Raw genomic sequence first — 16,173 nt, forward strand, 5'->3', positions numbered from 1 at the left:
GATGCTGCGGTGCAATAAAGCCCGCGACTCTACCGGCCCCGGTGGTGTCGGGCTTGACTCACATCAAGATGACGCAGGTCAAGCCCAAAGCGCCCAAGCGCTTACAGCAGCCGCTCGCCCCGGAAGGTGTCCTGGGCCGTCTCGCGCTCGCGGATCAGGTGGGCGCGCGGCCCGTCCACCAGCACCTCGGCGGCGCGGCCGCGGGTGTTGTAGTTGCTCGACATGGACATGCAGTAGGCGCCCGCGGACAGCACCGCCAGGCGGTCGCCGGGCTGCACGGCCAGCGCACGGTCGCGTCCGATCCAGTCGCCGCTCTCGCACACCGGGCCGACCACGTCGTAGACCGGCGCCGCGGCGTCCCCGGTTTGCTGCAGCGGGACAATGCCGTGGAAGGCCTGGTACATGGCGGGCCGCGGCAGGTCGTTCATGGCCGCGTCGATGATGCAGAAATTCTTTTCCTCGCCGGGCTTGAGGTAGAGCACTTCGGCCACGCACAGGCCGGCGTTGCCGACCAGCGAGCGCCCGGGCTCGATCATGAACTGGCGGTCGCCATAGCCGCGCGCATCGATCTTGGCCAGCAGCTGCATCCACAGCGCGTCGGCGGCGGGCGGGGTGTCGCCGTTGTAGTTGATGCCCAGGCCCCCGCCAAAATCGATGTGGTGGATGGGAATGCCAGCGGCCTCGATCTCCTGCACCAGGTCGAGCAGGCGGTCGGTTGCATCGAGGTAGGGCGTGGCCTCGGTGATCTGCGAGCCGATATGGAAGTCGATGCCCGCCACGTGGAGGCCGGGCAGGGCCGCCGCCCTTTGGTAGACCGCCAGCGTGCGCTCGTGCGCGACGCCGAACTTGTTGCCTTTCAGGCCCGTCGAGATGTAGGGGTGGGTCTTGGGATCGACGTTGGGGTTGACGCGGATGCTGACGGGCGCTGTGTGGCCCGATGCGGTGGCCACCTCGCTGAGCACTTCGAGCTCGGCCTCGCTCTCGACATTGAAGCACAGGATGCCGGCCTGCAGCGCCTGCAGCATTTCGGCGCGCGTCTTGCCCACGCCGGAAAAGATCACCTTGCGCACGTCGCCGCCGGCAGCGACCACACGCTCGAGCTCGCCGCCCGAGACGATGTCAAAGCCGCAGCCCTGCCGCGCGAAGAACTGCAGGACCGCCAGCGACGAATTGGCCTTCATAGCGTAGCAGACCTGCAGCTTGCGCCCGGCAAAGCCGCGCTGGTAGGCCGCCAGCGCGGCCTGCATGGAGGCTTGGGAATAGACAAACAGGGGCGTGCCGTGGGCCTGGGCCAGGTCGTCGACGCGAACGTCTTCAATGAACAGGGCGTCGCCCCGGTAGGCGATGTGGGGGTGGCCGGGCAGTGCAGGGTGGGTCATGGAGTGGCAGGAGCGGGAGCGGAAGGAAGAGGGACGGCGAGGGCGGGCGTGCGCAAGGAGTTGGGCTTCAGGGTTTCGGGCAGCGTTGCGCGCTGGCTGGCCGCGGGCTCGGTCGGCAGAAACAGCGGGCCCCGCTGTCCGCAGGCGCCCAGGAGTGCCACGCTGGAGGCAAGGGCAAAGCTCCTCGCTAGAATTTGGAACGCTTTCAACATGCCTAAATTGTAATGACCGACCTTGAATTCCTGGACCGCGCCGAGCAGCTTCTGCTGGCCGTTGAGCAATGCTGCGACCGCATCAACGACGAGACAGACGCCGACGTGGACAGCCAGCGCATGGGCGGCATGATCACGCTCACCTTCCCCAACCGCACCCAGATCATCATCAACCAGCAGAAGCCCTTGCATGAAATCTGGATGGCGGCCAAGTCCGGGGGCTACCACTATCGCTTCGACGGCCAGCGGTGGCAGGACACCAAGGGGGCGGGCGAGTTTTTCAACAGCCTGAGCCGCGATGCGTCAGAACAGTCGGGGCTGGCGCTGCGCTTCTGCGCCTGAGCCCGCGGCCAGTCAGTTGCGGAACAGGTCGAGGATGCGCTTGCGCTCCTCGGGCGCAGGCGCTTCCTGCGAGGGAAGGCTTCCGGTTCCCGCAGACGCGCTATGGTCTTCAAGCCCCAGGCTGGGAACTCCGGCGTTGCGGCTGAATTCCTCATAGAACCATTCCCCGCCCACATTGACCACACCGGGCGGAACCGTGGACTCCATCACCGGCACGCCCTTGAGCGCGCGGTCCATGAAGCTGATCCACACTGGCAGGCTCAGGCCACCGCCGGTTTCCCGGCTGCCCAGGTTGCGCGGCGTGTCGTAGCCAATCCAGGTCACGGCCGCGATGGTGGGCTGGAAGCCGGCAAACCAGGCGTCCACCGAGTCGTTGGTGGTGCCCGTCTTGCCGTACAGGTCGGGGCGTTTGAGCGTGGCCTGGGCCCGCGCCGCAGTGCCCGAGCGTGTGACTTCCTGCAGCAGGCTGTCCATGATGAATGCATTGCGTGGCTCGATGGCGCGCTGGCTTTGGGCCAAGGCCGGAGGCTGGGTTTCAGAAAGCACGCGGCCCTTGTGGTCCGTGACGCGTGCGATCAGCCAGGGGTTCACACGGTAGCCGCCGTTGGCGAATACCGAGAAGCCCACCGCCATCTGCATCGGGGTGACCGAACCCGCACCCAACGCCATGGTCAGATAAGGCGGGTGCTTGTCGGCATCGAAGCCGAAGCGCGATACCCATTCCTGCGCATTCTTGGGCCCGACGGCCTGCAGGATGCGGATGGAAACCATGTTCTTGGATTTGGCCAGACCCGTGCGCATGGTCATGGGGCCGTCGTACCTGCCGTCGTAGTTCTTGGGCTCCCAGGGTTGTCCGCCGGTCACGCCAGCGCCAAAGAACAGCGGTGCGTCGTTGACCACGGTGGCGGGCGTGAAGCCTTTTTCCAGGGCTGCGGAGTAAATGAAGGGCTTGAAGCTTGAGCCTGGCTGGCGCCACGCCTGGGTGGCATGGTTGAACTTGTTCTTGTCAAAGTCGAAACCGCCCACCAAAGCCTTGATCGCGCCGCTGCGTGGGTCGATGGCCACCAGGGCGCCTTCGACTTCGGGCAGTTGCGTGATTTCCCACGTGTTCTTTGCTGTTTTGGCGACGCGGATGATGGCGCCGCGGCGCAGCTTGATGTTGGGCGGTGCCTTGTCGCTGAGCCCCGACTGGGCGGGCTTGAGTCCTTCGCCGGTGATCTCCACGCTGTCGCCGTTCTGGCGCACGGCGATGATCTTGCGGGGGCTGGCCTCCAGCACCATGGCAGACATGAGGTCGCCGTTGTCGGGGTGGTCGGCCAGCGCGTCGTCGATGGCTTCTTCCAGTTCCTGCGCAGCGGTGGGCAGGCTGACGAATTTTTCCGGTCCGCGGTAGTGCTGGCGGCGCTCGTAATCCATGATGCCGCGCCGCAGTGACTGGTAGGCCGCGTCCTGATCGGCAGCGTTCAGGGTGGTGTACACATTGAGGCCACGGGTGTAGGCCTCGCTTCCGTACTGCGCAAAGATCAGCTGGCGCGCCATTTCCGCCACGTATTCGGCATGCACGCGCGTGTTGTTGCTTCCATTGCGAACCGTGAGCTCCTCTTTGCGCGCCTCTTGCGCCTGCTGGGGTGTGATGAAGTGGTTTTCCTCCATGCGGTCGATGATGTAGAGCTGGCGGATGCGGGCGCGCTTGGGGTTGCTGATCGGGTTGTAGGCCGAAGGCGCTTTGGGCAATCCCGCCAACATGGCCGCTTCCGCCACCGAGACGGCCTTCAGGGGCTTGCCAAAGTAGGCTTCGGAAGCCGCGGCAAAGCCGTAGGCACGGTTGCCCAGGTAAATCTGATTCATATAAATTTCCAGAATCTGATTTTTGGACAGCAGGTGCTCCAGCTTGAATGTGAGTAATATTTCGTAAATTTTTCGCGTAAATGTTTTTTCTGACGAAAGGTAAACATTGCGCGCGACCTGCATGGTGATGGTGGATGCCCCCTGGCTTTTCACGCGCCCCAGATTGGCCAACACGGCGCGCACCATGCCCTTGTAATCCACTCCGCCGTGCTGGAAGAAGCGCGTGTCCTCGATCGCCAAAACCGCATCCTTCATCACTTGGGGGATCTCCTGGATGGGGGTGAGGGTGCGCCGCTCCTCTCCAAACTCGCCCAGCAAAGCCCCTTCTGCCGAATACACACGCATCGGCAGCTTGGGCCGGTAGTCTGCCAATTCCGAGACATCGGGCAGGTTCGGGTAGGCCATGGACAGGGCCACAGCGATCACCAACACCACGGCGACAGCCCCTGCAACAGCAAGACCTATGCCCCACAGCAGAAGGCGCAGGAGCCACCGCAACCAAGCAGGGCGGGGAGAGGCGGCACGGGAAGAACCCGGGCTGGACGGTTTGGACGGGGCTGGGGGCGGCATATCGCTCCGAATTGAAATAAGTGGCCATTATAAAAATCGCCACTGCATTTTCTGGATGGGAAAAGGGATCGTGCTGCAGCGCTCCAGAGTACGAAGCGGGCAGGAGGGAAATCAGGCTTTCAACGAAGGGCTCTGGAACGTCTGCTTTTGACAACGGTCAGCCGTTGCAGGGCCGGCGAAAGTCTTGGTCGCAGGCCAAGCTTACTGATAGCATTCATGAGAAATGTTAAGTTTTGTTGTGTCGTTGTGACAATAAGAGGGGGCTATCTTGATCTCTGCAGGATCTCTGTTCAGTCGCCAATCCGCGCCGTTGCTGGGTATCGACATCAGTTCCTCCAGCGTCAAGCTGGTGGAGCTAGGCCAAGACAAGGCAGGAGGCCTGGTCTTGGAGCGCTGTGCCATCGAGCCGTTGGAACGAGGATGGATTACAGACGGTAACATCGAAAAGTTCGATGAAGTTGCTGAAGCCCTGCGCCGCGTCGTCAAAAAAAGTGGCACCCGCACCCGAAATGTGGCATTGGCGTTGCCTCCGTCTGCGGTCATTACCAAAAAGATCACCCTGCCTGCCGGCATGACGGACCAAGAGCTTGAAGTCCAGGTGGAGTCCGAGGCCAACCAATACATTCCCTTTTCCCTCGACGAGGTGAGCCTGGATTTTTGCGTCATCGGGCCCAGCAAGAACGCGCCTGGGGATATCGACGTGCTGATCGCCGCCTCGCGCCGCGAGAAGGTGCAGGACCGCCAGGGGTTGGCTGAGGCCGCCGGCCTCAAGGCCGCGATCGTGGACATCGAGTCCCACGCTTCGCGCCTGGCAGCCAGCCGCTTGATCGAGGCGCTTCCCAATGCGGGCGTGGATGCCATGGTGGCGCTTTTCGAAGTGGGGGCATTGACAACCAGCATGCAGATCATCCGCAACGACGAGGTGCTGTACGACAGGGACCAGGCCTTTGGCGGCGCACAGCTCACGCAACTCATCGTTCGGCAGTATGGGTTCTCGGTCGAAGAGGCAGAAAGCAAGAAGCGCAGCGGCGATCTTCCGGAAGACTATGCCTCGGCCGTGTTGAGTCCCTTCGTGGACAGCATGGCCCAGGAGGTGGGGCGGGCATTGCAATTTTTCTTCACCAGCACGCCCTATAACCGGGTCGACCACATTCTGCTCGCGGGCGGCTCGGCACCGCTGTCGGGCTTGAATGAGGCCGTGGTGCAGCACACCGGCTTTGCCTGCAATGTGGTCAATCCTTTCGAGGGCATGGAGGTCGGAAGCTCCGTGCGCATGAAAAAAATGGTGCGCGAGGCCCCTTCTTACCTGACCTCCTGCGGCCTGGCGATGCGGAGGTTCCTGCAGTGATTTTGATCAACCTGCTTCCCCACCGGGAGGCGGCCCGCAAGCGCCGGCGCGAGGCGTTTCAGGTCACCATGTTCCTGTCGTTTCTGCTGGGGCTGGCCCTGGCTGCGGCCATCTACTGGTGGTTTCAGACCATGATTGCCGACCAGCAAGACAAAAATAATTTCTTGCAGACCGAAATCAAGGTGCTGGAAAACCAAATCAAGGAAATCGCAACGATCGAAGAAGAAATCGCATCGTTGCGCGCGCGGCAAAAGGCGGTGGAGGACCTGCAGTCGGACCGGAATCTTCCCGTGCACCTGCTCAACGAACTGGTCCAGCAGTTGCCCGACGGCGTGTACGTCACCAGCCTCAAACAGACGGACCAGTCGGTGACGATGCAAGGCGTGGCGCAGTCCAATGAGCGTGTGTCGGAAATGCTGCGCAACCTCTCCAGCAACACCCCGTGGCTGTCCAAGCCCGAACTCGTCGAAATTGTGGCGAGCAATCTGGCGCTTTCCGCGCGCGATCAGCGCCGCGTTTCCACGTTCAATCTGCGATTCCAGCTGATGCGTTCCAGCGAGGTGCAAAAAGCCATGGATGCCGCGAGCGGCACGAAGGCAGGCACCCCTGCGGGGGGGAAGTGACCTATGGCGAAGAAAAAAAGCCCCAACGTCGATTTGGCCGAGCTGCAGCGCAACTTGCAACGCCAATTCAGCCATCTGGATCCCAAAGACCCGTCACTCTGGCCTGCATTGCCGCGTTATTTGCTGTGCGCGGGCATCGCCATCGGCGTTGCGGTGGTTTTGTGGTTTGCAAAGCTGACCGACTACGAAGAAGAACTGCAAGCCGAACGCTCCCGAGAGGTCACGCTCCGGCAGGACTACCAAAAGAAGCTGGTGAAAGCCGTGAGTCTGGATGCCCTCAAGAAGCAGCGTGAGCAGATCCAGCAATACGTCATTCAGCTAGAGAAACAACTGCCGAGCAAGGCCGAAATGGCCGCCCTGTTGTCCGACATCAACCAGGCCGGCCTGGGCCGCAGCCTGCAGTTCGACCTGTTCCGTCCGGGACAGATCGTGGTGCGCGACTACTATGCCGAGCTGCCCATCGCGGTGCGGGTCACGGGCAAGTACCACGATATGGGCGCATTTGCGTCTGATATCGCCCACCTTTCCCGCATCGTCACCTTGAACAACCTGTCCATCGCTCCCGCGACCAAGGACAGCAGCAATCTGACCCTGGATGCCACGGCGCGCACATTCCGCTACCTGGACCCTGAAGAGGTGCAGGCGCAGCGCAAGGCGACGGAGGGCAAAAAATGAACCGCACCACAGCAGTGCTGATCGCGCTGAGTTTTTTGCCGCTCGCCGGCTGCGGGCCCTCGGGAGAAGACGAGTTGCGCCAGTGGATGGCCGACGAGCGTGCGCAGACAAAGCCCCGCGTCACGCCGATCACCGAACCCAAACAGTTCCAACCCCAGGCATACACGGCCGAAGGCAGCATGGAGCCGTTCAATCCGCTCAAGCTGACCCAGGCGCTGCGACGCGACTCGGCACAGGTCGCGTCCAACGCCGCCCTGATCGCACCTGAAATGGCACGGCGCAAAGAGCCACTGGAGGCGTTTCCGCTCGACACCATGTCCATGGTGGGCAGTCTGGAGAAGTCTGGCAAGCCCACCGCGCTGTTGAAGGTGGACAACCTGCTGTACCAGGTTCAGGCGGGGTCTTACCTCGGGCAGAACTATGGGCGCATCACAAAAATTACCGAAACCGCCATTCAAATGCGCGAAATCGTCCAGGACGCCACTGGCGACTGGATTGAGCGCACGGCATCGCTAGAGCTGCAAGAGGGGGCGAAAAAATGAAACCAAACAACGTCGCAATCATGAAGGCGCTGGGGCGGGCCGCTGTGGTGGCCCTTGCTGCTTTGGGCTCGGGCATGGTTTTGGCACAGAGTGCCATCGAGGCTGTGACGGGCGCCCTGCAAGGCGGTGCGGAAGTCGTGCGCATTGAGTTGAGCACCCCCCTGTCGGTGGTTCCATCGGGCTTTGCCACGCAGTCGCCGGCCCGCATCGCCCTGGACTTCCCGGGCACGTCGAATGCCATGGGGCGCTCGCTGGTGGAGGTGAACCAGGGGAACCTGAGGTCTGTCAACGTGGTGCAGGCGGGTGACCGCTCGCGGGTGGTGCTCAACCTGAAGCAAGCCACGGCCTACCGGGCAGAAATCCAGGGCAAGGTGCTGCTCATCTCCCTGGAGCCTGTCGCCGCCGCAGCGTCCGGACAGCCGGCCCAGAACACCGTGTTCGCCGAACCCGGCAGCAGCGATATCCTGCCCATCAAGGACGTGGATTTCCGGCGCGGGCCTGACGGGTCGGGGCGTGTAGTGGTTGGCCTGGCCAGCAACCAGGTCGGCGTGGACCTGCGCCAGCAGGGCAAGGGCATTACCGTGGATTTTCTGCGCTCCTCCCTGTCCGAAGGGCTGCGCCGGCGCCTCGATGTCACCGACTTTGGCACGCCCATCCAGCTCATCACCACCAGCCAGCAGGGCGACCGGGTGCGCATGCTGATCGAGCCCGTGGGTGAGTGGGAGCACAGCGCCTACCAAAGCGACAACCAGTTTGTCGTGGAAGTGCGCCAGAAAAAGGTGGACCTGACCAAGCTCACGCAGGGCCCGGGCTACAGCGGTGAGAAGCTCTCGCTGAACTTCCAGAACATCGAGGTGCGGTCCTTGCTGCAGGTGATCGCCGACTTCACCAACTTCAACATCGTCACGTCGGACACGGTGACCGGATCGCTGACCCTGCGCTTGAAGGACGTTCCCTGGGACCAGGCACTGCAGATCATCATGGATGCCAAGGGCCTGGGGATGCGCAAGGCGGGCACCGTGCTCTGGATTGCGCCCAAGGACGAAATCGACGCACGCACGCGCAAGGATTTTGAAGCCGCGCAGGCAATCGAGAAACTGGAGCCGCTGCGCACGCAGGCCTACCAGATGAACTACGCCAAGGCCGTCGACATGGTGGCCCAACTCACCAACTCCAGCCAGGGAAGCACCGGTGGCGCCACCACGCGCTTCCTGTCAGAAAGAGGCAGCGCCATTGCCGAGCCGCGCACCAACCAGCTGTTCGTGACGGACACGCCAGCCAAGCTCGAAGAGGTGCGCAAGCTGCTGGCCTCGCTGGACGTGGCGGTGCGCCAGGTGCTGATCGAAGCCCGCATCGTGGAAGCGCGCGACACCTTCGGGCGGTCGCTGGGCGTGCGCCTGGGCGGAACCGATTTGCGTGCCAACCGCGGTGGCGATGGCGGCTACGGCATCGGGGGTGGCAACCGCATTGGTTTTGGCACCAGTTATAGCAACGCCGTGGCCACCAGTGGAGCGGGCGGGCAGGTGGACACCTTGGGCAGTTTCGTGAACCTGCCTGCGCGGCTGTCCGGGGTGCAGGGGGTGGGCAGTTTTGCGCTGTCCATCTTCAACTCGGCAGCCAACCGGTTCCTAACGCTGGAACTGTCGGCTATGGAAGCCGACGGCAAGGGCAAGATCGTATCGAGCCCACGGGTTATCACTGCCGACCAGACCAAGGCCTTGATCGAGCAGGGAACGGAGTATCCCTATTCGGTCACCGCCCCCAACGGGGCTACGACCATTGCGTTTAAAAAAGCCGTTCTCAAGCTCGAGGTGACGCCACAGATCACGCCGGAAGGCAGCATCATTCTCGACCTGGACATCAACAAGGACAGCCGAGGCGAAACCACGACGCAAGGTGTCGCGATCGATACAAAGCACATCAAGACGCAAATCCTGATTGAAAACGGCGGTACGGTGGTGATCGGTGGAATTTTCGAAATGGAAGAAACGAATCAGGAAAACAAGATTCCGCTGTTGGGGGATGTGCCTGTGCTGGGGCATCTCTTTAAGAACAATACGAAGGAATCTTCTAAAAGAGAGATGCTGGTGTTCATAACGCCAAAAGTGATTACCGATCGTGGACCCGTCCGTTAATTATTGGTGTATGAGGTGAAAATGAGAAAAATAACGCAACTTTTTGGATTGGGCCTGTCTTTGGCCTTGGTGGCGTGCGGTGGAGGTGGGGGTGAGTCAGGCTCTAAGCCTGGAGGAGGGACAGTTTCACCCAACGTTGCAAGCATTGTTTATCGTCTCGATAAGAATGCATTGAATAACTCAGGTGCGGATGAAGCAGTGTTAATTGTCACTGCTCTGGACGCCAATAACAACCCGGTAGCAAATTCCGTTCTGACGGTTTCTGTGAATTCCGGCGTCTATACGCCGTTGGTGGCGGTTTCTGACGCTACGGGTCAGGCGTCTGGGAAGATCTCAGTGGGGGGGAGCAAAGCCAATCGAGAAATCACTGCGGTAATGAAAATGGGAGGCCAAACCGCAACGGCAATTATTCCTGTGACAGGCAGCCAAGTTGGCTTGTCTTTGGTTCCTGCCACGCCTCTTCCGGGCGGGGCTGCGACATTGTCCATCAAAGTGACCGATGTCAATGGGTCTGGTATCGCACAGACGCCTATCAAGTTGGGGGGAACACTGGGTTTCTCCCAGAGTTTGAATACCGATAGCAGTGGCAATGCTTCGGTGCAATTGCAGGCTGTGCCTGGCACTCCAGGAACTTATTCGGTTGAAGCCGCTGCGTCTGGTGTGACGGTTCGCCAAGATGTTCAGGTTCTGCTCCCTGGAGGCACCGGCATTCCCAACGCCACGGGAGTGATCAGTGCAGCCAGCTTGGCCATCACGCCGAACACCATCGCGCCCAATGGGACAGGCTCTACCACGAGTCGGGCGGGCCTGAGGGCGGTTTTTCAGAACGCGTCCAACCAAGCTATTCAGAATGTACGCGCCCGATTCGAGATCGTTCCGCCGGGGCTGGGCAGCGGTGAAGTGATTTCCACAGGCGCTGCAACGGTGTATAGCGACGCCAACGGTCAAGCTTTGGCCGACTATATTGCCGGAACGCGATCCAGCCCAACGGATGGTGTTCGTATTCGTGTCTGCTATGGCATGACCGATGCAGAGATCGCAAACGGTGCCTGTCCAAATTTCAGAACTGCAACCATGACTGTTGCGAGCCAGCCGCTTTCCATCACTTTGGGTGATAACAATGAGCTGGCCAGAGGTGCGGATAACCTTACATACATCAAGAAGTTTGACATTGCGGTTGCGGATGCCGCAGGCAACGCGGTTCCCAATGCACAAATTTCTGCAAGCGTGGATCTGCGTGTTTATGGAAAGGGCCCGTATGCCGGCCCACGCTCCCTGTGCTCGAACGAGGACATCAATCGCAATGGCTTCTTGGATGCCGGTGAGGATGCCGACGGCAATGGCGTGCTATCCCCCCGAAAGGCCGACGTGGTCTTGTCTTATGTAGGCGCAAAAACAACCGGGACAAATGGCCGTGCAACCATCCAGGTCGAATACCCCATGAATGTGGCGACTTGGCTCTTCTATGCCGTGAAAGTCACCACCAGCGTGGCCGGTTCAGAAGGGGTAGTCGAGAAGCTCTACCGAACGGATTTCATCGAGGGCGATGACAAGAACGGTTCATTCTTGACACCTCCCTATGGTATGAACGGCTGCAATACGCCCAATTAAGGGTCCCTTCTTGCGTGAAAATGTGAGCAGCGTTGTCCTCGTTGGCCTCCCAGGCTCTGGAAAATCCACCATCGGGCGGCATCTCGCCCGGCGGTTGGGGGTGGCGTGCATCGACTCCGACCACGTGATCGAGCACCGCATCGGGTGCCCGATCCGGGAGTTTTTTGAGCGCGAGGGCGAGGAGGCCTTTCGCGCTATCGAAGAAGCCTCGCTCGATGAACTGACCGCCGGCACCACGCCGGCGGTTTTGTCTACGGGCGGCGGGGCGGTCTTGCGCGCAGCCAACCGCGCGCACTTGCGCGAGCGCGGCCACGTGGTGTACCTGCATGCCTTGCCCGAGGACATCTACCGGCGCCTGCGCCATGACACGACGCGCCCGTTGCTTCAGGTCGACGACCCGCTCGGGCGCCTGCGCGGCCTCTACGCGCAACGCGACCCGCTCTACCGCGAAACCGCCCACTTCGTCATTGAAACCGGGCGTCCCTCGGTGGCCACGCTGGTGAACATGGTCGTGATGCAGCTGGAGTTGGCGGATGCGCTTCCGCGGCAGCGGGCGGGTGGGCCGGGCGGCGCAGTGCCCCGCCAGTGACCTTGGCCCGCTGGGCCTGCCCGCCCGTGGCGGTCCCGCAATCTTTTGACGCGCTTTATCGCGCAGAGCGTGCAGCCAGACCAGTGCCGCGCCTGCCCTAAACTTGCCCCACCATGTCCACTGCCCTCACTTCCCCGAATCCCGCACTGCAGTGCGAAGGCGCCGCATCCGCGCCGCTGTTTTCGCCCGCCTTTCTGCCGGTCTCATCTCTGGCCACGGGTGTGCAAACCGTCGCCATTGACCTGGGCGAGCGCAGCTACCCCATCGTGGTGGGCGCCGGCCTGCTGGGGGACCCCGCCACCTACGCGGCGCTGCCCCAGGCCGCCGCCGCCCTCATCGTCACCAACACCACGGTGGCGCCGCTCTATGCCGAGGCCTTGCGCGCGGCACTGACGCCGAAATACGCGCAGGTGCATGTGGTGGCGCTGCCCGACGGCGAGGAGCACAAAAACTGGCAGACCCTGAACCTGATCTTCGATGCGCTGCTGGCCAACGGCTGCGACCGCAAGACCGTGCTGTTTGCGCTGGGCGGCGGCGTGGTCGGCGACATGACGGGCTTTGCCGCCGCGAGCTACATGCGCGGCGTGCCCTTTGTGCAGGTGCCGACCACGCTGCTGGCGCAGGTCGACTCGTCGGTGGGTGGTAAGACGGCCATCAACCACCCGCTGGGAAAGAACATGGTCGGCGCGTTCTACCAGCCCCTGCTGGTGGTCTGCGACCTGGCCACGCTCGACACCCTGCCGGCGCGCGAGCTGAGCGCCGGGCTGGCAGAAATCATCAAGTATGGGCCGATTGCCGACATGGACTTCATGGGCTGGCTCGAAGACCACATGGACGCGCTGCTGGCGCGCGAGCGCACGGTGCTGGCGCATGCGGTGCGGCGCAGCTGCGAGATCAAGGCCGCGGTGGTGGGGCAGGACGAGCGCGAGGCCGGACTGCGCGCCATCCTGAACTTTGGCCACACCTTCGGCCATGCCATCGAGGCCGGCATGGGCTATGGCGCCTGGCTGCATGGCGAGGGCGTGGGTGCGGGCATGGTGATGGCGGCCGAGCTCTCGCACCACCTCGGCCTGGTGGACGAGGCCTTTGCCGCGCGCCTGAAGGCGCTGGTGCAGCGTGCCGGCCTGCCGCTGCGCGGGGCGGTGCTCGATGCTGCCGACAACGCCGGCCGCTACCTGGAGCTGATGCGCGTGGACAAGAAGTCCGAAGCCGGCGAAATCCGCTTTGTGCTGATCGACGGGCCGGGGCGCGCTGCCGTGCGCGCCGCGCCCGACGCGCTGGTGCGCGCGGTGATCGACGCCTGCTGCGCCGCTTGACCATTTATAAATTGATAGCTGCCAGCGCTTGCTGGTAAAGCGCTAGAGGCCGATTTGATCGAAAACCCTGCTTTGGCGCGTTATGCCTGCGACCCGGCGCTGACGCGCGGGCGCCGCCACCCCGAGCCCGCTGCGCCCACGCGCACCGATTACCAGCGCGACCGCGACCGCATCGTGCACTCGTCGGCCTTCCGGCGCCTGGTCTACAAGACCCAGGTGTTCTTGAACCACGAGGGCGACATGTTCCGCACGCGGCTCACGCATTCGCTGGAAGTGGCGCAGCTGGGGCGCTCGGTGGCGCGCTCGCTGCGCATCAACGAAGACCTGGTCGAGGCCATTGCGCTGGCACACGACCTCGGCCACACGCCGTTCGGCCATGCCGGGCAGGACGCCTTGAACGCCTGCATGGCCGGGCAGGGCGGCTTCGAGCACAACCTGCAAAGCCTGCGCGTGGTCGATGCGCTGGAAGAGCGCTACCCGCAGTTCGATGGCCTGAACCTCACGTTCGAGACGCGCGAGGGCATCCTCAAGCACTGCTCGCGCCGGCACGCCGAGCAGCTGGAGGCGGCCGAGCCCGGCGGCGTGGGGCAGCGCTTCTTGCGGCGCCAGCAGCCCAGCCTCGAAGCGCAGCTGTGCAACCTGGCCGACGAGATCGCCTACAACGCCCACGACATCGACGACGGCGTGCGCTCGGGCCTGATCACGCTCGCGCAGCTGCGCGAGGTGCCGCTGTTCGACCGCTACCGCGCCGAGGCCGAGGCGCAGTACCCGGACCTGGGGGCTGCGGCGGGCCAGAGGCGCCTGCTCTACGAATCCATCCGGCGCATGCTGAGCGCCCAGGTCTACGACGTGATCGACGCCACCCAGGCCGCGCTGGCGCAGGCCCGGCCGGGCGATGTCGACGCCGTGCGCGCCGCGCCGGCCCTGGTGGGCTTCAGCGCCGGCATGCGGGGGCAGTCGCAGGAGCTCAAGCGCTTTCTGTTCCAGAACCTGTACCGCCACCCGCAGGTGGTGGCGATGACGGACAAGGCGCGCCAGGTCGTGCGCGAGCTGTTTGCGCTCTATCTGGCGCAGCCGCAGCAGATGAAGCCCCGCTTTGCCGCGCGTGCGGCGGCGGGGCCCGACGGCTGCGCGCGCACCGTGGCCGACTTCATCGCCGGCATGACCGACCGCTATGCCGCGCGCGAGCACGAGCGCCTGACCGGACAGCGCCTGCTGGGCTGAGGGCATCGCGCTGCAAGGCGGGCCTGGGGAGCGCGGCCGGTAAAATCGGGCCCTTTTCCTCTTCAGACCCATTGCATGTCCACGCCTTCCGCCGCCCCGTTGCCGGCCGCATCCTTTGATTCCGACACCGTGGTGCAAGACACGGTGCGCTGGCTGGAGCGTGCGGTGATCGCGCTCAACCTGTGCCCGTTCGCCAAGGGCGTGCACACCAAGGAGCAGATCCATTACGTGGTGAGCGCCGCCACCGACGGGCGCGGGCTGCTGCAAGATTTGCAGCGCGAACTGGAGGCCTTGGCCGAGATTGCGCCCGACCAGCGCGACACCACGCTGCTAATGGCGCCCGCCTGCCTCGGTGATTTTCTCGACTTCAACGACTTCCTCGAAGTCGTCGATGAACTGATCGACGCCATGGACCTGGGCGGCATCCTGCAGGTCGCCTCGTTCCATCCGCAGTTCCAGTTCGCCGGCACCGAGCCGGACGACGTGACCAACTGCACCAACCGCGCGCCGTACCCCACGCTGCACCTGCTGCGCGAAGACAGCATCGACCGCGCGGTCGAGGCCTTCCCCGAGGCGGAAGCCATTTTCGAGCGCAACATCGAAGTGCTGGAAAAGCTCGGTATGGAGGGTTGGCAGGCCCTGGACGTGGGCGCGCGCTGCCCGGTGGCGCATGCGCCGGCGAAGGACGGCGCATGAAGCCCGCCCACAAGGCCGCCGCCAAAGGAGCGGCGCCGGACCTGTCCGAACTGCGCCCCGGCCAGTCGCTGGAGCTGCTCCAGGAGCTGCACATCCTCACGCGCGAGGGCCGCCTGAACCAGGATTCGCGGCGCAAGCTCAAGCAGGTCTACCACCTGTTCCAGTTCATCGAGCCGCTGCTGCAGGAGCTGTCACAGGATGGCCACGCGCCCACGCTGGCCGACCATGGCGCGGGCAAGTCCTACCTGGGCTTCATCCTCTACGACCTGTACTTCAAGGCGCTGGGGCGCGGCCATATCTACGGCATCGAGACGCGCGCCGAGCTGGTCGACAAATCGCGCGCGTTGGCGCAGCGGCTGGGGTTTGGACGCATGTCGTTCCTGAACCTGTCGGTGGCCGCATCGACCGGCGCCGCCGAGCTGCCCGAGCGCATCGACATCGTGACCGCGCTGCACGCCTGCGACACCGCGACCGACGACGCCATCGCCTTCGGCTTGCAAAAGCAGGCGCGCGCCATGGTCATCGTGCCCTGCTGCCAGGCCGAGGTGGCCGCTTGCCTGCGCCAAGGCAAGGCGCTGCAGCTGGCGCGCACGCCGCTGGCCGAGCTCTGGCGCCACCCACTGCACACGCGCGAGCTGGGCAGCCAGATCACCAATGTGCTGCGCTGCCTGCACCTGGAGGCCAGCGGCTACCAGGTGACGGTGACCGAGCTGGTGGGCTGGGAGCACAGCATGAAGAACGAGCTGATTATTGCGCGCTACACCGGCCAGAAAAAGCGCAGCGCGGCCGAGCGCCTGCGTGCCATCCTGGCCGAGTTCGGGCTGGAGCAGGCGCTGGGTGCGCGCTTTGGGCTGGAGCCGGTGTCTGCGGTGGTGTGAAGACCGGTGCGGCGGCATTAGACGGTTTTTGGCTTTTTGGCCTCAAGTGCTTGCTGGGTAAGCGCTGGTTGCTATCTTGTTTAAGTTCGCTTTGACTCTATCGCTGCGCTTTTTGCTGGGGGCTGCTGGCCGGGATGTGCGCCCGGCGGCGCAGTAACTTTCTTTCGCTTCGCCGAAAGAAAGTC

General features: G+C 63.4%; 15 protein-coding genes. 12 read left to right on the forward strand and 3 right to left on the reverse strand.

The window, feature by feature from the left end; all coding sequences use genetic code 11:
- Positions 1–101: 101 nt before the first annotated feature.
- Positions 102–1,379 carry a diaminopimelate decarboxylase gene (gene lysA / locus B2J89_RS11840; protein WP_169169288.1) on the reverse strand — a complete coding sequence of 426 codons (1,278 nt, stop codon included), beginning with the start codon at positions 1,377–1,379 and terminating at the stop codon, positions 102–104.
- Positions 1,376–1,591: a lipoprotein gene (locus B2J89_RS11845; RefSeq protein ID WP_169169289.1), complete on the reverse strand. Its 216-nt coding sequence runs from the start codon at positions 1,589–1,591 to the stop codon at positions 1,376–1,378. Before B2J89_RS11845 ends, lysA begins: the two co-directional genes overlap by 4 nt.
- A gap of 12 nt (positions 1,592–1,603) precedes the next feature.
- Here B2J89_RS11845 and cyaY point away from each other — a divergent pair, with 12 nt between their 5' ends.
- The gene (gene cyaY / locus B2J89_RS11850; RefSeq protein WP_169169290.1) at positions 1,604–1,933 is read left to right on the forward strand and encodes an iron donor protein CyaY; all 330 of its coding nucleotides are present in this window, start codon (positions 1,604–1,606) and stop codon (positions 1,931–1,933) included.
- A gap of 12 nt (positions 1,934–1,945) precedes the next feature.
- Here the strand turns inward: cyaY and B2J89_RS11855 are convergent, their stop codons facing one another.
- Positions 1,946–4,351 (reverse strand): penicillin-binding protein 1A, encoded by a 2,406-nt coding sequence (locus B2J89_RS11855; protein WP_169169291.1) that lies wholly within the window; start codon positions 4,349–4,351, stop codon positions 1,946–1,948.
- 268 nt (positions 4,352–4,619) lie between these two features.
- On the opposite strand from B2J89_RS11855, the gene B2J89_RS11860 reads away from it, so the two are divergent.
- From B2J89_RS11860 to B2J89_RS11910, 11 genes are all read left to right on the forward strand, one after another.
- Positions 4,620–5,699, forward strand: a complete 1,080-nt coding sequence (locus B2J89_RS11860) for a pilus assembly protein PilM (RefSeq protein ID WP_169169292.1) — start codon at positions 4,620–4,622, stop codon at positions 5,697–5,699.
- Entirely contained in the window at positions 5,696–6,322 is a 627-nt protein-coding gene (locus B2J89_RS11865) for a PilN domain-containing protein (RefSeq protein ID WP_169169293.1), read from the forward strand. The genes B2J89_RS11860 and B2J89_RS11865 overlap by 4 nt, the downstream gene beginning before the upstream one ends.
- Before the next feature lie 3 nt (positions 6,323–6,325).
- Positions 6,326–6,997: a type 4a pilus biogenesis protein PilO gene (locus tag B2J89_RS11870; RefSeq protein WP_169169294.1), complete on the forward strand. Its 672-nt coding sequence runs from the start codon at positions 6,326–6,328 to the stop codon at positions 6,995–6,997.
- Complete coding sequence (locus B2J89_RS11875; protein WP_169169295.1) at positions 6,994–7,539, forward strand: pilus assembly protein PilP; 546 nt, start codon at positions 6,994–6,996, stop codon at positions 7,537–7,539. Before B2J89_RS11870 ends, B2J89_RS11875 begins: the two co-directional genes overlap by 4 nt.
- A complete protein-coding gene (gene pilQ / locus B2J89_RS11880; RefSeq protein ID WP_169169296.1) occupies positions 7,536–9,674 on the forward strand; it encodes a type IV pilus secretin PilQ in 2,139 nt (712 codons plus the stop codon). Before B2J89_RS11875 ends, pilQ begins: the two co-directional genes overlap by 4 nt.
- Before the next feature lie 15 nt (positions 9,675–9,689).
- Positions 9,690–11,285 carry an Ig-like domain-containing protein gene (locus B2J89_RS11885; protein WP_205763797.1) on the forward strand — a complete coding sequence of 532 codons (1,596 nt, stop codon included), beginning with the start codon at positions 9,690–9,692 and terminating at the stop codon, positions 11,283–11,285.
- A 10-nt stretch (positions 11,286–11,295) separates the two neighbouring features.
- Complete coding sequence (locus tag B2J89_RS11890) at positions 11,296–11,874, forward strand: shikimate kinase (RefSeq protein ID WP_205763798.1); 579 nt, start codon at positions 11,296–11,298, stop codon at positions 11,872–11,874.
- Positions 11,875–11,987: 113 nt separating this feature from the next.
- Complete coding sequence (aroB, locus tag B2J89_RS11895; RefSeq protein WP_169169298.1) at positions 11,988–13,190, forward strand: 3-dehydroquinate synthase; 1,203 nt, start codon at positions 11,988–11,990, stop codon at positions 13,188–13,190.
- A 57-nt stretch (positions 13,191–13,247) separates the two neighbouring features.
- Complete coding sequence (locus tag B2J89_RS11900) at positions 13,248–14,414, forward strand: deoxyguanosinetriphosphate triphosphohydrolase (RefSeq protein WP_169169304.1); 1,167 nt, start codon at positions 13,248–13,250, stop codon at positions 14,412–14,414.
- A 75-nt stretch (positions 14,415–14,489) separates the two neighbouring features.
- Entirely contained in the window at positions 14,490–15,110 is a 621-nt protein-coding gene (locus B2J89_RS11905; RefSeq protein WP_169169299.1) for a DUF1415 domain-containing protein, read from the forward strand.
- Complete coding sequence (locus B2J89_RS11910; RefSeq protein WP_169169300.1) at positions 15,107–15,988, forward strand: SAM-dependent methyltransferase; 882 nt, start codon at positions 15,107–15,109, stop codon at positions 15,986–15,988. The genes B2J89_RS11905 and B2J89_RS11910 overlap by 4 nt, the downstream gene beginning before the upstream one ends.
- Positions 15,989–16,173: the final 185 nt, after the last annotated feature.

This window comes from Acidovorax sp. SRB_24, from assembly GCF_012931925.1.